17 protein-coding genes are annotated in these 16,817 nt (G+C 46.4%); 15 read left to right on the top strand and 2 right to left on the bottom strand.

Annotated elements, in window-relative coordinates; all coding sequences use genetic code 11:
* Positions 1 to 41 precede the first annotated feature (41 nt).
* The 12 genes from hemB to AC5SLM_RS03040 all read left to right on the top strand — a co-directional run bounded on the left by hemB (position 42) and on the right by AC5SLM_RS03040 (position 10,371).
* Entirely contained in the window at positions 42 to 1,013 is a 972-nt protein-coding gene (gene hemB, locus AC5SLM_RS03095; RefSeq protein ID WP_495249474.1) for a porphobilinogen synthase, read from the top strand.
* Positions 1,014 to 1,035: 22 nt separating this feature from the next.
* Positions 1,036 to 1,962, top strand: a complete 927-nt coding sequence (gene argF / locus AC5SLM_RS03090; protein WP_495249473.1) for an ornithine carbamoyltransferase — start codon at positions 1,036 to 1,038, stop codon at positions 1,960 to 1,962.
* A 3-nt stretch (positions 1,963 to 1,965) separates the two neighbouring features.
* The gene (locus AC5SLM_RS03085) at positions 1,966 to 2,460 is read left to right on the top strand and encodes a DUF2603 domain-containing protein (RefSeq protein ID WP_495249472.1); all 495 of its coding nucleotides are present in this window, start codon (positions 1,966 to 1,968) and stop codon (positions 2,458 to 2,460) included.
* A complete protein-coding gene (gene hemN, locus AC5SLM_RS03080) occupies positions 2,457 to 3,824 on the top strand; it encodes an oxygen-independent coproporphyrinogen III oxidase (RefSeq protein ID WP_495249471.1) in 1,368 nt (455 codons plus the stop codon). Before AC5SLM_RS03085 ends, hemN begins: the two co-directional genes overlap by 4 nt.
* A gap of 2 nt (positions 3,825 to 3,826) precedes the next feature.
* A complete protein-coding gene (locus AC5SLM_RS03075) occupies positions 3,827 to 5,098 on the top strand; it encodes a (Fe-S)-binding protein (RefSeq protein ID WP_495249470.1) in 1,272 nt (423 codons plus the stop codon).
* 55 nt (positions 5,099 to 5,153) lie between these two features.
* Positions 5,154 to 5,363: a hypothetical protein gene (locus AC5SLM_RS03070; RefSeq protein WP_495249469.1), complete on the top strand. Its 210-nt coding sequence runs from the start codon at positions 5,154 to 5,156 to the stop codon at positions 5,361 to 5,363.
* Positions 5,353 to 5,616 carry a type II toxin-antitoxin system RelE family toxin gene (locus AC5SLM_RS03065; RefSeq protein ID WP_495249468.1) on the top strand — a complete coding sequence of 88 codons (264 nt, stop codon included), beginning with the start codon at positions 5,353 to 5,355 and terminating at the stop codon, positions 5,614 to 5,616. The genes AC5SLM_RS03070 and AC5SLM_RS03065 overlap by 11 nt, the downstream gene beginning before the upstream one ends.
* A 34-nt stretch (positions 5,617 to 5,650) precedes the next feature.
* The gene (locus tag AC5SLM_RS03060) at positions 5,651 to 7,390 is read left to right on the top strand and encodes an AAA family ATPase (RefSeq protein ID WP_495249467.1); all 1,740 of its coding nucleotides are present in this window, start codon (positions 5,651 to 5,653) and stop codon (positions 7,388 to 7,390) included.
* On the top strand, positions 7,387 to 8,226 hold the full coding sequence (locus AC5SLM_RS03055) for a hypothetical protein (protein ID WP_495249466.1): 840 nt from the start codon (positions 7,387 to 7,389) through the stop codon (positions 8,224 to 8,226). Before AC5SLM_RS03060 ends, AC5SLM_RS03055 begins: the two co-directional genes overlap by 4 nt.
* 87 nt (positions 8,227 to 8,313) lie before the next feature.
* Positions 8,314 to 8,565, top strand: coding sequence for a type II toxin-antitoxin system Phd/YefM family antitoxin (locus AC5SLM_RS03050; protein ID WP_495249465.1), 252 nt, complete (start codon positions 8,314 to 8,316; stop codon positions 8,563 to 8,565).
* 92 nt (positions 8,566 to 8,657) lie between these two features.
* On the top strand, positions 8,658 to 9,170 hold the full coding sequence (gene hemJ, locus AC5SLM_RS03045; RefSeq protein WP_495249464.1) for a protoporphyrinogen oxidase HemJ: 513 nt from the start codon (positions 8,658 to 8,660) through the stop codon (positions 9,168 to 9,170).
* A 97-nt stretch (positions 9,171 to 9,267) separates the two neighbouring features.
* Positions 9,268 to 10,371, top strand: a complete 1,104-nt coding sequence (locus AC5SLM_RS03040; protein WP_495249463.1) for a nitrous oxide reductase accessory protein NosL — start codon at positions 9,268 to 9,270, stop codon at positions 10,369 to 10,371.
* Here the strand turns inward: AC5SLM_RS03040 and AC5SLM_RS03035 are convergent.
* Positions 10,368 to 11,546, bottom strand: a complete 1,179-nt coding sequence (locus tag AC5SLM_RS03035) for an EAL domain-containing protein (protein WP_495249462.1) — start codon at positions 11,544 to 11,546, stop codon at positions 10,368 to 10,370. The genes AC5SLM_RS03040 and AC5SLM_RS03035 overlap by 4 nt on opposite strands.
* A 293-nt stretch (positions 11,547 to 11,839) precedes the next feature.
* Between AC5SLM_RS03035 and AC5SLM_RS03030 the strand changes: the two genes are divergently transcribed.
* Both AC5SLM_RS03030 and AC5SLM_RS03025 read left to right on the top strand, forming a co-directional pair.
* Complete coding sequence (locus AC5SLM_RS03030) at positions 11,840 to 13,537, top strand: methyl-accepting chemotaxis protein (RefSeq protein WP_495249461.1); 1,698 nt, start codon at positions 11,840 to 11,842, stop codon at positions 13,535 to 13,537.
* A gap of 113 nt (positions 13,538 to 13,650) precedes the next feature.
* Positions 13,651 to 15,204, top strand: a complete 1,554-nt coding sequence (locus tag AC5SLM_RS03025; protein WP_495249460.1) for a carbon-nitrogen hydrolase family protein — start codon at positions 13,651 to 13,653, stop codon at positions 15,202 to 15,204.
* Position 15,205: 1 nt separating this feature from the next.
* On the opposite strand, the gene AC5SLM_RS03020 is transcribed toward AC5SLM_RS03025, so the two are convergent.
* Positions 15,206 to 15,802, bottom strand: coding sequence for a DUF2179 domain-containing protein (locus AC5SLM_RS03020; RefSeq protein ID WP_495249459.1), 597 nt, complete (start codon positions 15,800 to 15,802; stop codon positions 15,206 to 15,208).
* Positions 15,803 to 15,916: 114 nt separating this feature from the next.
* On the opposite strand from AC5SLM_RS03020, the gene lgt reads away from it, so the two are divergent.
* Entirely contained in the window at positions 15,917 to 16,732 is an 816-nt protein-coding gene (gene lgt / locus AC5SLM_RS03015; protein WP_495249458.1) for a prolipoprotein diacylglyceryl transferase, read from the top strand.
* Positions 16,733 to 16,817 lie beyond the last annotated feature (85 nt).

Here is a 16,817-nt window from a genome sequence, read left to right as displayed (position 1 = left end):
GTGTTGCAAATGGCGCATTGTATCAAACCAAAGGAAAGAGTATGTTTAAGAGATTTAGGCGCTTACGCCTCCACCCCACCTCCCGTGCGATGGTGCAAGAAACAAGGTTAAGTTGTGACGATTTAATCTACCCGCTTTTTGTTCGCGAAGGCGAGGGCGTTAAAACCGAAGTGGCTTCCATGCCCGGCGTGTTTCAGATGAGCCTAGACGTGGTGCTAGAAGAGTGCAAGGGGCTTGAAGCCCTTGGCATTAAAAGCATTATGCTCTTTGGGATTCCTGAGACAAAAGACAGTATCGGGAGCGACGCACTGTGTGAGCATGGCATCATGGCCAAAGCGGTGCGCGCCATCAAAGCGGCGTGTCCCTCACTTTTTGTCATCACCGATTTGTGCTTTTGCGAATACACCGACCACGGGCATTGCGGCATCTTGGACGTTAAGCGCGAGAGCGTGGACAACGATGCAACCTTGGAGATTTTAGCCCAACAAGCCCTCATCCATGCCCGTGCAGGCGTGGACATGTTGGCTCCTAGTGGGATGATGGATGGCATGATTGCGGTACTGCGCGACGCCCTTGATGGGGCAGGGTTTGAAAACTTACCGCTCATGAGTTACTCGACCAAATTTGCCAGTGCCTATTACGGGCCGTTTCGCGACGTGGCCGAGTCTGCACCGAGTTTTGGCGACCGTCGCAGCTACCAGATGGACCCTGCGAACCGCCGTGAAGCAGTGGCCGAGTCGGTGGAAGATGAGCTACAAGGGGCAGATGTGCTCATGGTCAAGCCCGCACTAGCGTACCTTGACATCATTCGCGAAGTGAAAAACGCCACGTCATTGCCCTTGTGCGTGTATAATGTCAGTGGCGAATACGCCATGCTCAAAGCCGCGGCCAAAGCAGGGGTCATCGACTACAACCGTGTGATGATGGAAACCATGCTTGGTTTTAAACGCGCGGGGGCCGATATGATCATCACCTACCACGCCAAAGAAGTAGCGGCCTTGTTGCGCCCATAACCTTTACATGTAAGGACAAACCATGAAACATTTTTTGACGTTAAAAGACTTTACTAAAGACGAAATTTTAGAGATGTTAACCTTGGCTGCGGAGATTAAAGCCCAAACAAAGGCGGGACACCATGAACCTTATTTGGCGGGCCAAACGTTGGGGATGATTTTTGAAAAAAGCTCCACACGCACACGCGTGAGTTTTGAAGTGGGCATCCACCAACTTGGGGGCAAGGGACTCTTTCTCTCGGCCAATGACTTGCAGCTTGGACGCGGGGAGCCCATGAAAGACACGGCGCGTGTCATCGGGCGCATGGTGGACATGGTGATGATTCGTACCTTTTCTCAAAACACCCTTGAAGAGTTTGCACGCTACTCTAATGCCCCTGTCATTAGCGGCCTTAGCGACATGTACCATCCTGTACAAATCATGGCGGATTACCTCACCATGCAAGAGTACTCTAAGGCGGAAAACCCCGTGGTAGCGTACGTGGGAGATGGCAATAATATCGTTCATTCGTGGATGATGCTCGCTTCTAAACTAGGCTTTACTTTGCGTATCGCCACGCCTAAAGGGTACGAACCCAACGCCCAAGTGACCAAAGATGCCTTAGGGTTTGCGGCGGAGAGTGGCGCGGTCATTGAGCTGATGAACGACCCTAAAAAAGCCATAGAAGGCGCGGATGTGGTGACCACAGACACGTGGGTTTCCATGGGCCAAGAAGCCGAAAAAGAGAAACGTTTGCGGGATTTTCAAGGGTTTATGGTTGATGATGCGATGATGGCGCGTGCCAAAGAGGGCGCGATGTTTTTGCACTGCTTGCCCGCGTACCGCGACTATGAGGTAAGCGAAGCGGTGTTTGAAGCCCACGCCGATGAGATTTTTGATGAGGCGGAAAACCGCTTGCATGCCCAAAAGGGCATCATGGTGTGGTTGGACCGCCAGAAAAAGGAGTAATCCATGAGTGAAACAAAGAAAAACCTTCCCTTACACGAAGCCATCGAAGCCATCGCCAAGCGCATCGGCATGGACGGTAATGGCGAAAAAACAGTATTTGAGATTGTGGAGACCGATGACCCAAACCAAAAAACCCTCAAGCTTAAAAGTGGCAGTTGGGAGGGGGCGGAGCCGTGGTTTGCCATCGATAACAAGCAAAAACTTTACACCCTTGTGTCTATCGAGTCGTTGACGCGGATGGTGGAAGGCTTGCGCCGCACCCAACAAGAAAATTTTAACCTTAAGCTTGAAAAGACCATTTGGCAGCACATCCCTGTGGATTTTCACGACGTGTGGACGGTGGCGATGGACGAGATTCGCGCCCTTGCAAGCAAGTCCAAAGACACCAAGGCCATTAACGTAGACCTCGACAGGTTGGTAGGAAATATCAAAAAACAACACCCTAGCTTGTTTGTAAACCTGAAAGATTTTATGACTTCTAACCAAGGGCGCCCATGATTGATTTTGACACCTTTACAAAGTACTCAAGACCGGGGCCGCGCTACACGAGCTACCCTACGGCACCGGAGTTTCATGAGGGCTTTACATGTAAAGATTACGAGGGTATTTTACAAGGGCAGGAACGCACGAAAAAACTCTCCTTGTATTTTCACTTGCCCTTTTGTCGCAGTGCTTGCTATTTTTGCGGCTGTAACGTGGAGTTTACGAGCAAAGAGGAGAAAAAAGAGCGCTACATTGGCTACCTTGAAAAAGAGTTGACCCTTTTAGGTGAACATTTGGACATGTCGCGTCAGGTGTTGCAACTGCACTTTGGGGGTGGTACGCCGACCTATTTTAACGCCGAGCAACTGGGGCGCATCATCGCGCTTATCCGCCGCTTTTTTCCGCATTTTGACCCTGAAGCGGAAATAAGCTGTGAGATAGACCCGCGCTTTTTGACAGGCGAACAGTTGGAGGTGTTGACGCGCAACGGATTTAACCGCGTGAGTTACGGGGTGCAGGATTTTAACGCGGTGGTGCAAAAAGAGATTCACCGCATTCAGCCTTACGAAGTGACCAAACGCGCGGTGGATTTGGCGCGGGCTGCGGGCATTACGTCGGTGAACATGGACCTCATTTACGGGCTTCCTTATCAAACCCTAGAGACCTTTAAAGAGACCCTAGAGCTAGCCTTGACCCTAAGCCCTGACCGCTTTGCTATCTTTAACTACGCCCATGTGCCGTGGATGAAAAAAACCATGCGTAAGTTTGACGAAACCACCTTGCCTCACCCCAGTGTGAAACTGGCTATCTTGCAACACACCATCGACTTTTTGCAGGGCAATGGCTACAAGATGATTGGGATGGACCACTTTGCCAAGCCCGAAGATGAGCTTTTTAAGGCCATCGAAAAGGGCGAACTGCACCGCAACTTCCAAGGCTACACTACCAAAGGTGGGGCAGATTTGGTGGGCGTGGGACTTACGAGCATCGGGGAGGGCGAGCGCCACTACGTGCAAAACTTCAAGGACATGAAAGCCTACGAAGCCGCCCTTGACGCAGGGCAATTGCCCGTGCATCGCGGACTTGTGTTGAGTGATGATGACGTGTTGCGTAAGGCGGTCATCATGGAGATGATGAGCAACTTTAAGCTCAACATCACCGCCATCGAAGCGCGTTTTGGCATTGACTTTTTTGCGTACTTTAAAGATGCCGTGGAAGCCTTGCAAGAGTTTGTGGACGCGGGACTCGTGCGTGTGGACAAAGACGCTTTACATGTAAGCCCCACGGGCACCATGCTCATTCGCAATATCTGCATGCCTTTTGATGCGTACCTTGGGAAGATTCCAGAATCCCAACGCCGCTTTAGTAAGACGGTGTAAGCATGTTTGCCTTTAATGTCACCTCAGACGCCTGTGTGAAATGCGGCAAGTGCATCCCTGTGTGTACCATCCACCAAGTCAATCCCGACGAAACCACGAGCCCTAGAGGGTTTTTGCACCTTTTGGGTGCGTACCAAAAGGGAAAACTAGAGCTTGACCGCACAGCCAAGAAGATTTTTGAGAGCTGTTTTTTGTGCACCAACTGCGTGGATGTGTGCCCCAACACTCTCAAAGTGGACATGGTCATCGAACAAGCTCGCTACGACATCGCCCAAAAATACGGCATCGCGTGGTACAAACGCTTGGCGTTTTTCTTGTTGCGTAATCGGGGCATCATGGACATCTTGGCGCGCTTTGGGTATGTGTTTCAAACGTGCGGGTTCAAACTCCACCCTGAAAAACGCTCCATGAGCTTGCGCAATTTTCCCCTTGTGAAGCTGGACCGCTTGCTCCCAAGTCTGGCGAAAAAAAGCTTTTTAAACTCCCATCCTGAAGTCATCATCAACGGTGGCAAGGGCAAAGTGGGTGTGTTTATCGGCTGTTTGGCCAACTACATGTACACGGACATCGGCAAGGCGCTACTGGAGATTTTAAAGGCGTTGGAGATTGATGTGTACCTCATCAAACAGCAAAAATGCTGTGGGGCACCTTCGTATTTTACGGGGGATTTTGCCAGTGTGGACGCCCTTGGGAAGTTTAACATTGAATACATCGAGGGTTTTAAAGAGATGCTAGACGCCATCATCATCCCCGAAGCGACCTGTAGTGCCATGATCAAAGAAGACTACGTGCACTTTTTCCACGACCAGCCTGAGTGGAAAGCCAGAGCCGAGGCCATCCGCCCGATGATTTACATGGCGACGGATTATTTGGAGAAAAAAACAAACCTCAAAGAACTGCTTGCGCGCAAGGCCAAGCGCTCCGAAGTGGTGACCTACCACGACCCTTGCCACGCCCGCAAAATGCAAGGGGTTTGGAAAGAACCCCGTGCGCTCATCGCCCAAAATTTTGTCATGCGCGAGATGAGCGACCCTAACCGTTGCTGTGGATTTGGCGGCGTGACCATGCAGCTAGAAAACTACCGCTTCGCCAAAGCCGCAGGCGAGCCCAAAGCCACCATGATAAACGCCACAGGCGCCAAGATCGTAAGCGCAGAATGCAGTGCCTGCCGCATGCAACTAGGCGACGCGCTCTACCACAGTAAGTCCGACGTGGTCTTCAAAAACCCCATCGAACTCATCGCCGCGGCGCTGAGGGAAGAGAACGTGAACTAAGCCCACGTGTTCCGTGGGTGATTTTTGATACAATAATCCAAAAAAAGGAGTTTTCATGCAAGTAGCGTATCGGTTGAGTGCTAGTGAGCTAGACAGCTCCTTTGTGGCCTCCATTAAGGCATTGTTTAAGGACAAAAACATAGAAATCGTCATTTACGACGAGGACGAAGAAGAGGAAAAGCTTGGTGCGATTTTAAAAGAAAGTGCGAAGGAGACAGCAAGTGTGAGCGAAGAAGTTTTCTTGAAAGCCTTGCATGAACGTTGAAATCCGCCATACCCTGCTCAAAGACATCAAAAAAATCCCCAAAACCGCAAAAGTAAAACTCGAAGAAACCTACCACGCCCTCAAAGCTTGCAAGGAGTTAGCGACCTTGTCCCATGTGAAAAAACTCAAAGGCCACGAGGGATTTTACCGCATCAAAATAGGCGACTACAGACTAGGTTTTTTGCTAGAAAACGACAAGATAATCTTGCTACGTTTTTTGCACCGAAAAGAGATTTATAGGTTTTTCCCGTAGGCAAAACCCTTTACATGTAAACATCGGAGGAACTATGGAGCTAGTCTATCTGTGGGTGGAAGAGTATAAAAATATCAAGAAACAAGGCTTTAACTTTTCGCCTAGGTTTACATGTAAATATGATGAAGAGAAAAATGAACTAACTATTGACAAAAAAGAGTGTGTTGATCTTTTCCCTCCCAACATCAATGTCACGGCGATTGTTGGGGAGAATGGGAGTGGAAAAAGTAGCTTATTTGAAATACTAAGCTTTTATCACTACATAGGTTATCTTGACAATAAAAGTTTTATTTTATATCTTAAAGACGCTCAATTCTGTATTATTAACGATAAGATTAAAAAAGTAGAGAACAATCAATCTTCATTAAAAAAATTTATAAATTTTAACAATAAAACCAACTTGAAAACACCTAAATTTTTTTCACCACGAGGACCATATGAATATCAAACGTGTTTATTTACAAATGACTTATCTGATTTTACAAACAAACATACCTTTAAATCTTTAAAAGAATATTCACATTTTTACAATGGAAGCAAAGTAAGAACACATTATACAAAAGAAATATCATTAGATTTAGATTTTAATTTAAAGTTTTTTGAAATATTAAAAAAAGATATTGCTTTTTTTAATTTCTTGGGAGAATCTTTTATTTTTAATAATTACTATTTTGATCTTGATGGCAATTTATTGGGATATGAGATTTTGGATAATTATAGAGTCCAAGAACTAATAGATTTTACTACAGATAATAAGCGTTTATTTGATTTCCTTGAATGTGAAAATCAACAGGATTATTTGATAAAATTTATTTTATTAATTGCACTTAATGAATGCAATCCTTTATCAAGTCAAACGACTGATACAATTCAAAAATTATTTTCTTCGCAAAATTTTTCAATAGAATATTTTGACCAAATTTTACAAAGTTGTTCATTTTCAGATAATGATTTGTCTGATATATTTACAGCAGAAAATTTAAAAATAATTTTAGAAAATTTTGAGCAAACTGATGAAAGGAAAGATTACTGGAGCACTTCCATGCATGAAATAAAAAATGATTCTTCTAGTTTAATCTATACACTAGAGAACAATCGATTAATGAGTTACCTTTCAAAAAAAGGTTATTTAGTATGTAATTTTTCATGTACGAATAAAGAACATAATTTTCTCAGTTTAAGCTCTGGCGAAAAAGAATATTTTAAACTTTTAGTAAATATGAGCTTTACAATTAAGAATATAAACAATGATAAATCAATTTTTTTAATTGATGAGCCTGATCTATCTTTACATCCGAACTGGCAAAAACAACTTTTGAATAATTTTGTAACAATATATAATAAACTACAATCAAATAATTGTATTCATTTTATATTAACTTCCCATTCCCCATTCATCCTCTCCGACCTCCCCAGAGAAAACGTTATTTTTCTAAAAAAAGGCGAGCAAGTTTATCCTGACATCCAAACCTTTGGGGCAAATATCCACACGCTACTTTCCCATGGGTTTTTTATGGAAGATGGGCTGATGGGGGAATTTGCGAAAGGCAAGATTGACGAGGTTATTCACTTTTTGAACGGAAAAGAATCGCCCGTTAAAGACACCGATGAGGTGCAAAAGTACATTTCTATCATCGGCGAACCCATCCTAAAGCGCCAACTTCAAAAGATGTTAGATAGTAAAAAACTAGATAAGCTACAAGAAATCGATGTGTTGAAAACGCAGATTGAAACCCTCAAAAACCGTTTAGACATTTTGGCAAATAAGTCATGATAAAAATTTCTGTCCAAGATTTAGAACGATTGGCCCAACACCATTACAAAGAACTAAAAGCAAAAATAAAATCTTTTCCTACATGTAGCTATTCTCTCAAAGAAGTGATAACCGCAAAACCTGAAAAACTACACAAGATTGCTTTGCAGTATAAAGACGACACTGCTTTTGACTTCATGATAAAGTTGTATGATAATTTTTGCACTAAAAAGAACGAATACGACGCCTATGATTTGGCGCAATCCCTTCAAATCAATGTCTGCCCCTACTGCAACCGCAACTACACTTTTACCATTAAAACTGACAAGGTTTCGGCGCGTCCGCAGTTTGACCATTTTTACGACAAAGCAACCTATCCCATCTTGGCGTTGTCATTTTACAATCTCATCCCAAGTTGCGCTACATGTAACACCACTATGAAAGGAAGAAAACCGTTTTCTCTAACAACCCATGCGCATCCTTATGTCGAAGGTTTTGGCGAAAAGGCGCGCTTTTCTTTACATGTAAAGAAAAGTTCATTTTGCAGAGAACTAAAAGATTTTGACATTGAACTTCAATCATGTGATGCTAAAGCCCAAAATAATATCAATGATTTTGGGCTTAAAGAATTGTACGAAAACCACAAAGATATCGTCCTAGAACTCGTCCAAAAGTCTTACATGTACAACGAAAGTTACCTCGACGAACTCATGAAAAACTACGAAGGTTCGCTTTTTAAAAACCGTGAAGATTTACTGCGTCTTGTCTTTGGTGGCTACATCGCCGAGGAAGATTTGGGCAAACGCCCCCTTTCCAAACTCACCAAAGACATCTTAGAACAACTTGACGTTATTTAACCTTTACATGTAAGCCTTTTTCATTGACAAATCCACCACATCCCAGTACAATAATCACCAAATAAAGCACTAAAAAAGGTATTTAAAATGCAACCTATTTTGTCTCGTTTTACCGCAAGCATCACAGAACTGAAAAAATCTCCCACGCAAGTTTTGGAACATGCGGGCGACGAAGTCGTGGCGATTTTGAACCACAACGTGGCAAGCGCCTACTTGGTGCCCTCCAAGACTTACGAGAAAATGATGGAAATGCTTGATGATTATCTTCTTCTGAAAGAAGCGGGAGAGAGAAGGGGTGAAGCATTTATGCCACGCAAAGTAAACCCAAGTGACCTGTAATTTAACCTTGTATCCTGCGCATGCTTAGCCCCAAATTGCCTTTTGATTTACCCTTTTAAGGTACAATCGCCCCATTTTACCAAGGAGCGATGATGGACTATTACCTATGGATTTTGGTGTTTCATATCATGTCTTTTATGTCGTGGATGGCGATGCTGTTTTACCTGCCCCGTTTGTTTGTGTACCACGTGGAGCACGGAGAGAAAAAAGAGTTTACGCAGGTGGTGGAGATTCAGGAGTTTAAGCTCTATAAGTACATCGGCTTGCCTGCGTTGTGGGCAACGGTACTGAGTGGTCTGGCTATGATAGCCCTCAACCCTTCAGTGATGACCAGCGGCGGATGGATGCACGCGAAACTCACGGTGGTGGTGGTTTTATTGGCGTACTCTTTTTCTTTGGAACACTACCGCAAGCAACTTGCCAAAGGCACGTGTACCAAAAGCGGTAAGTTTTTTCGCGCGTACAATGAAGTCCCCACAGCCCTTTCCATCCTCATCGTCGCTTATGTTGTCCTCAAAAGCGTTTCGTTGGTTTTCACGCTCGTCACGCTTGGAGTATTTGGCCTCATCATTTACCTCATTTTAAACGCCAAGGATAAAAAGTAGCCTTACCATGTAAAGGCTACGGTGTGGCGCTTTTTCTAACACTGTTTTAACACTTCTTTTGTATGCTACCTTAAATTTTTCACAAAAAGGCAGACAAATGAAACGTTTTTTGGTTTGGACGGTACTGGCGTTGTGCTTCACCCTTGGGGTGAGCGCTATGGAGTTTAATAAACAAGCGACCAACAACGCCCCGCAACTCATCCAAGAGGGCGCAAACAAAGAGTGGTGTCCCATCTGTGGCATGAAACTCCCCATGTTTTACAAGACCAATCACGCCGTCAAACTCACCGATGGCACCAAAAAACAGTACTGCTCCATGCGCTGTTTGGCGGTAGATATGCCAGCTATCAAAGAGCGTTTAGGGCAAATACTTGTGGTGGCGGTGGACACAGACGTGCTTATTGATGTGCACGAAGCCTTTTATGTGGTCGGCTCCAAGGCTCCGGGCACCATGACCATGGTGAGCAAGTATGGCTTTAGCACCGAGGCGGCGGCAAAAGCGTTTCAAGCCCAGTATGGCGGGGAATTAACGAACTTTGAAAAAGCCTTTGCCCGTGCCCTTGAGGATTTGGAAAAAGACCTTGCCATGACCGACAATCGCAAGAAAAACATGGTTTATCCTAAAGGCAAAAAGGTTTATGAGGTTAAATGTCAAGAGATTGACCCCATGCATTACAACACCATCAGTGAGCTCAAAGCCGACATCGTAGGCAAAGGGTTGTGCCAAAACCTCGACGGTGAAGCGGACTTGCAGCCTGTGGCGTTGTATTTGTGGGAGGTAAAGCGGTTTGAACATACCCATGTGGCGCAGATTGATGTGCCTCAAAACGCCAAGTGCCCTGTGTGCGGGATGTTTGTCGCCAAGTACCCCAAATGGGCCGCCATGCTCAAAGACGAGGCGCATACCCACTATTTTGATGGGGTAAAAGACATGATGAAGTTTATCTTTGACCCTCAAAAATACGCCCATGAACCCATGCAAAACCCCGCCATCAAAGTCACCGACTACTACACTCTCGAAGCCCTCGATGGCCGCGAAGCCTTTTACGTAGTGGGCAGTACCATGTACGGCCCCATGGGGCATGAGCTCATTCCTTTTCGCACCAAAACCCAAGCCGAAGGGTTTTTAAAAGACCACCGTGGCAAGCAAGTAGTGCGGTTTGAAGAGATTACGTTGGCGTTGGTACAAAGCCTAGACTAAGCGTTCTCTAGGGGAGCGGGCTTGGCGAGGTGAAACCCTTGCAAGTAGTCCACTCCCAACGCTTGCGCTTGGCGTAAAATGGCTTCGTTGTGAATGTACTCGGCGATGGTTTTTGCGCCGAGTTCTTGGGCCATGTTGACGATGTTTCTCACGACCGTGCGCGACTGGGAAGAGGTGTCAAGGTGTTTGATGAGCGAACCATCAATCTTAATGTATTCGGGTTTGAGCGCCAAGACATGGTGCATGCTAGAAAACCCACTGCCAAAATCGTCAATCGCGAGCTTGCAGCCTTTGGCGCGAATCTTTTTTGCAAAGGATTCTACCACGTCAAAATCTTCGATAAAATCACTCTCCACGATTTCAAAAATAATATGTTTTGGTGCCATATGGGCGTCGATATAGCCAAAAAGTTCCGCCACAAAAGGTTCATCCGCGATGTCTTCATAACTAAGGTTGATGCTAAAATCCACCGCTTTGGAAGAGAAAAAAGCAAAAGATTTTTGGACCATTTGTTGCATGAGTGCGCGGTAGAGTTTGACCTTTTTGGAGGTTTCAAGGAAGGGCAAAATGGAATGCACTTCCTTGTTTAAAGGGTCGATGAGGCGCATGAGGCACTCATTTTTTTCGGGCAAAAGGGTTTGGCTGTTGAAGATGGGTTGGGCGTAGGGGGTGATGGTGGAAGCTTTGATGGATTTGCGCAAAAATACCACTTCATGGATGAGCTTGGACTGCTCTTCTTCTTGGTAGCTGATAGTGAGCACGTCAAGGTTGATGTCGATGATTTTATCCACAGCGCTTAGGGCCAACAGGCGTTCGTGGCCGATGAGCACCTCTTTGATGAAGCGTCGCACAAAGCTAAATGCCGCGTTGACGTAGTGTGCAGGCAAGCCGATGTTGACGTGCGCTTCGCTGATGCGTTTGAGCTTGGTGATGTAGGTTTTGTCGTAAGTTCCACCAAAGAGTGCGCCAAACCACCATTGCACCTCTCTTTGGTGCTTGGCGTGCACCTGCGGCGAGGTGATGAACTTTTTTGCATGCTCAAAACGAAACACAAACAGGTAAAACTCTTCAATAAAACGGTCCATGTTTTCTAACACGAGCGGACGAACGTCCAAAAGCCGTTGGGCATCTTCTTGGGTGAAATGATAATCATGGATTAGTGTAGCAATATGCATAGGTGCGCTTTTAAAAAGTGATGGCAGAATAATAACACAATAGTATCAAAAAACCCATGAGGTTTTTCGCAAAAAGAAACGCAAAAATCACTTTACATGTAAGGCTTTTTCAAAATTACACACTTGCACAAAAACCTTACATGTAAGGCGTTCCAATGGAAATGGTGCGCGTGTCACTTAAAGTCCTCTTTTAGCTTTACATGTAAAGATTTTTGTAAAAGATAACTTTTTTTAATACATTTTTAATCTCCCAAAGCCTAGAATCAACGCTAGAACAGCACATCGGAGCCTTTATGTTTAAGTCTATCAACCTCAAAATTCTTCTTTTGATGATTCCGCCTATGGTGGGAATCGCCGTTATTTTTAGTGTGGTGGCCCTTCTTGGGATGAAGGAACTCTCGGGAGATTTTCAAGGCCAATACCGCAAAGACTTAATCCAAAAAATCACGCGAGATTTGGAAAACAGCACCGGAATCGCGTACGATGTGGTGGACTACTACTACCAAAAACGCCAAGAACTTGGCGAGGAAAATGCCAAAAAAATCGCCCTCGATATTCTTGCAAGTATGCGTTTTGATGCAAACGATGAGGGTTATTTTTGGGTCAATGACAGCACTCCAACCATGATTATGCACCCCATCAATCCCAAGCTCAATGGTGCCAATTTGCACAACAGCAAAGACCCCGCGGGCAAGGCGTTGTTTTTGGAGATGGTGCAAGTGACCAAGGCCAATGCCGCTGGGGGCGTGGTGGAATACCAGTGGGAAAAACCAGGCCATCAAACCCCGCAACCCAAGCTTTCCTATGTGATTGTTCACAAGGGATGGGATTGGATTATTGGGACGGGCGTTTATGTGGATGGCATTGATGTTGCCTTGGCGAACATGGAAGGACAAACCCACGAAACCATGGAGGCAACTACCTTATCGCTAGTCATGACGATTGTGGTGGTGTTGGCTATTTTTATTTTTATTGGCGTGGTTGTTATCCGAAAGATGCTTGTCAATCCCATCAATGCCTTTAAAGAGACAGCGGATGATTTGAGCGAAGGCGAGGGGGATTTAACCAGAACCATCGCCATTGTTTCGGAGGACGAACTCGGGCGCGCGGGGAAAAGCGTGAACCGGTTTATTGAAAAGATTCACACCACCGTTAAAAGCGCCATCGACACGTCTAAGGAAAATGCGTCTATCTCCACCAAACTAAGCCATTTATGTGTAAACCTTGAGGCGAGTTTTAAAGAACAATTGGCCATGAATAAGGGCATTAAAACCACCCAAGAACATTCGATTACGATTATTCAAGAAACGCTGCAAGATGCAAAAGAAACCAAAGAAAACTTGCAAAAAGCCGAGGCGCGCTTGCAACATGCGCGGGATTTGGTCGCCGAACTTGGCAGCGTGGTAGACCAAAGCACCAAAAGTGACCAACTCCTAACAACACGCCTAGCCACCCTGACTAAAGAAACCTCCGCCATTAAAAATGTCCTTGAGGCCATCGGCGATATTGCCGACCAGACCAACCTTCTCGCCCTTAACGCGGCCATCGAAGCCGCGCGCGCAGGGGAGCACGGGCGGGGCTTTGCTGTGGTGGCCGATGAGGTGCGAAATTTGGCGGAAAAAACCCAAACAAGTTTGGAGGAGATTAACGCTACCATCGAGACCATTGTGCGCTCCATCGGCGAGATTTCCCACTCCATTTCCAACAACTCCCAAGAGATTCAAAAACTTTCCAAAAGTTCCCAAGAGGTGCGCGTTTCGGTAGATGAAGTTTCCTTACTCATGCGCGACGTGGACGGCGTGGTCGAGCGTTCATTGGAGGGGTCGAAAACCATCGAACAAGAGGCACAAAAGCTCATTGAAGTGGTGTGCAAAGCCGACACTATGGCAACCAAAAATTCAACCGACGTAAACCATATCGTCGAAGCATCCCAAAACCTGCGCACCCAAACCGACAGGTTGCGTGCCAAACTTGAGGAGTTTAAGGTTTAGGTTTTGAACAATCCTTGGTGTCAAACTCACCACCAAATCCTTTTTTGCTGAAACACAGAATCCAAAGCGTTACCACCTTGTGTTACAATGCCTTTACATGTAAAGGAGCATTCATGGCGGAAAAACATGCGAGCAAGCTGATTTTACGAAACTTGCGACGCGAAGATTATGCAGATATAAAAGCGATTATGGACAAAGTCTATCCCACTCTTGGCGGATGGACAAAAAAAGAGTTTTATGCCCAACTTAAAACCTTTCCCGAGGGGCAAATCTGTATCGAAGATGACAGCAAAGTTGTCGCCGCGGCGCAGAGTTTGATTGTGAGCTACAATAAATTTGGCGACCGCCACACTTACGAAGAGATTACAGGCGGGGGCTTATTGACCACGCACAATCCCGATGGCGACACCCTGTATGGGCTAGATGTATTTGTGGACCCAGAGTACCGTGGACTTCGCCTTGGAAGGCGCCTGTATGATGCGCGCAAAGAGCTATGCGTGTGGCTCAACCTCAAACGCATCATCGCAGGAGGACGCATCCCTGGCTACGCGAAATACGCCCACGAAATGACCCCAGCGCACTACATCGAACAGGTCAAACACAAAGAAATCAGTGACCCTGTGCTTGGCTTTCAACTGGCCAATGACTTTCACGTGCGGCGGATTCTCAAAGGCTACCTCAAAGGAGACCAAGCGTCCAAAGAGTACGCCACCTTGCTAGAATGGAGCAATGTCGAGTACGAAGAGAGCCCCGAACAGCCCATCATCACCCGCTCCATCATCCGCATCGGCGCGGTGCAGTGGCAGATGCGAAGTGTACGAAGCGTGGAGGAGTTTTTAGACCAAGTGGAGTTTTTTGTAGACGCCATGGCGGGGTACCAGTCAGATTTTGTGCTCTTTCCTGAGTTTTTTAACGCCCCTCTTATGGCGTTGCACCCCGAAGAAAGCCCGGAAGCTGCCATCCGAACGGTGGCGAGTTACACGGATGAATTGGTAGAGAAAATCGGCCAAATGGCGGTGCGTTACAACACCAACATCATCGCAGGAAGCATGCCCGAATACCGCGACCAAGTGCTTTACAATACCAGCTACCTGTGCCGACGCGATGGCACCCATGCCTTTCAAAAGAAGCTTCACATCACGCCCGATGAAGAAGCGTACTGGGGGATGCAAGGGGGCGATAAACTCTCCGTGTTTGAAACCGACACGGGGCGTATTGGTGTGCTCATTTGCTACGATGTGGAGTTTCCAGAGCTTTCAAGATTGCTCGCCAAGCACCGCATCGACATTTTATTTGTTCCCTACTGGACGGACACCAAAAACGCCTACTTGCGCGTGCGCCGGTGCGCCCAAGCACGGGCTATTGAAAACGAATGTTACGTGGTTATCTCAGGCAGTGTGGGCAACTTGCCCAAGGTGGAAAACATGGACATTCAGTATTCCCAAGCGGCCGTATTTAGCCCGTCGGATTACGCCTTTGCTCATGATGCGACCATCGCCGAAGCTACGCCAAATACCGAGATGACCCTTGTGGCTGACCTTGACGTGCGGCTTTTAAAAGAGTTGCGCGAGCGCGGAAGCGTGCGCAACTTCCGTTCACGCCGTGAAGATTTGTATACCCTTGAGTGGAAGGGTGGGGCGGAAAATTTTTCTATTCTAAAGAGTTAACTTATTTCGCCACCCCGCGTAGGCGTTCGGCGATGCCTTTGCGTGCCAGTGGGGTTTTCATGGGGAAATTTGGGTCACTCACGTGCCTGACATCCTCAATGGAGTAAACCGCGCGCGGGTTGTAGTGTTGGATGAGCGGTATAATTTTCTTAGTCTGAGAGCGTTTGACGACCGTAAAAACGACATTGACTGGCCCTTCGTTGCCCTCCGCATCTAGCACGGTAACGCTGTGTCCAAGGTCGCGCAGTTTGGTAGCAAGAGCATGGGAGTCGCGCTTGGTGATGATGCGAATGACCACCATCCCAATGGCCAAGCGGTTTTCGATGTAAATGCCCAAATAATTTCCCAAAGAAAAGCCCAGCGCGTAGGCAAAAAAGTTTACAGGGTTGGTGAGGTTGCCCATGACTTGGGTGAGGGCGGTGAGCCAGATGATGATTTCAAAAAAGCCCAAAACCGGGGCTACGCGACGCAACCCTTTGGCCACAAAAATGATGCGCAAGGTACCGATGGTAACATCCGTGATACGCGCAAGACAGATGAGCAAAGGCACGCCATAGAACCCAAACCATTCTGAAGCTAAAATCGACGCAATCTCCATGCCCTCTCCTTGTTTTGTGGGGGTAGTATAACCCTAAGAAGCCAAATCTATCTTTACATGTAAAGAGAGATGTAATAAAGTCTGTATTAAAATAAACCTTTTTCAAGGAGCGTTATGGAATATTGGCACCACATTTATACCCACTTTGATCCCGTTGCTTTTTCTTTAGGTCCCATCGCGGTGCATTGGTATGGCATCATGTACGTGTTGGCGCTTTTAAGTGCGCTTTTTATCGCCAAGTGGTTGGTGAAAAAAGATGCTTTGCCCTTTACGGAAAAAGAGCTAGATACCTATTTTCTGTGGGTCGAGGTTGGGGTGATTTTGGGCGCGCGCGTGGGCTACATCCTCTTTTACGACCCCAACGTATGGTACTATCTTACCCATCCGTGGCAGATGTTTAACCCCTTTGTGGGCGGAACCTTTGTGGGAATCCGAGGAATGAGTTATCATGGTGCATTGGTAGGGTTTTTGGTGGCAACATGGGGGTTTTCAAAACGCCACAAGAAAAACCCGTGGACTTTTTTGGACCTCGTGGCCCTTTCAGTGCCTTTGGCCTACGTGTTTGGGCGCATTGGCAATTTTCTCAACCAAGAGCTCATTGGACGCGCGACAGAAATGCCTTGGGGGATTTACGTGGTGGGTGTGTTTCGCCATCCCTCACAGCTTTACGAAGCGGTGTTGGAGGGCATCGTCGTGTTTGTCATTTTATACGCCTATCGCCATAAAAAACGCTTTGAAGGGGAGTTGATTGCGCTGTATGGCGGACTCTATTCGGTTGCGCGGTTTGTGGCAGAATTTTGGCGAGAGCCTGATTATCAGTTGGGATTTATTGTGGGAGAGTGGATGAGTATGGGGCAGTTGCTTTCCTTGCTTATGCTAGGTATTTCGGCGGTTTTATACCTCTTTCTCCTAGGAAAACGCGGGCGTTGAGTCTCATTTTTGTCCCATCTTTTTGTTATAGTTGCAGACGTAAAGAAGACGCGTGCTTGTGCACATGTTTTCTTTCTAGGCTATA

The sequence above is a fragment of the Sulfurospirillum sp. HTRB-L1 genome, from assembly GCF_059415125.1.
This window is presented reverse-complemented; position numbering and strand designations above follow the sequence as displayed.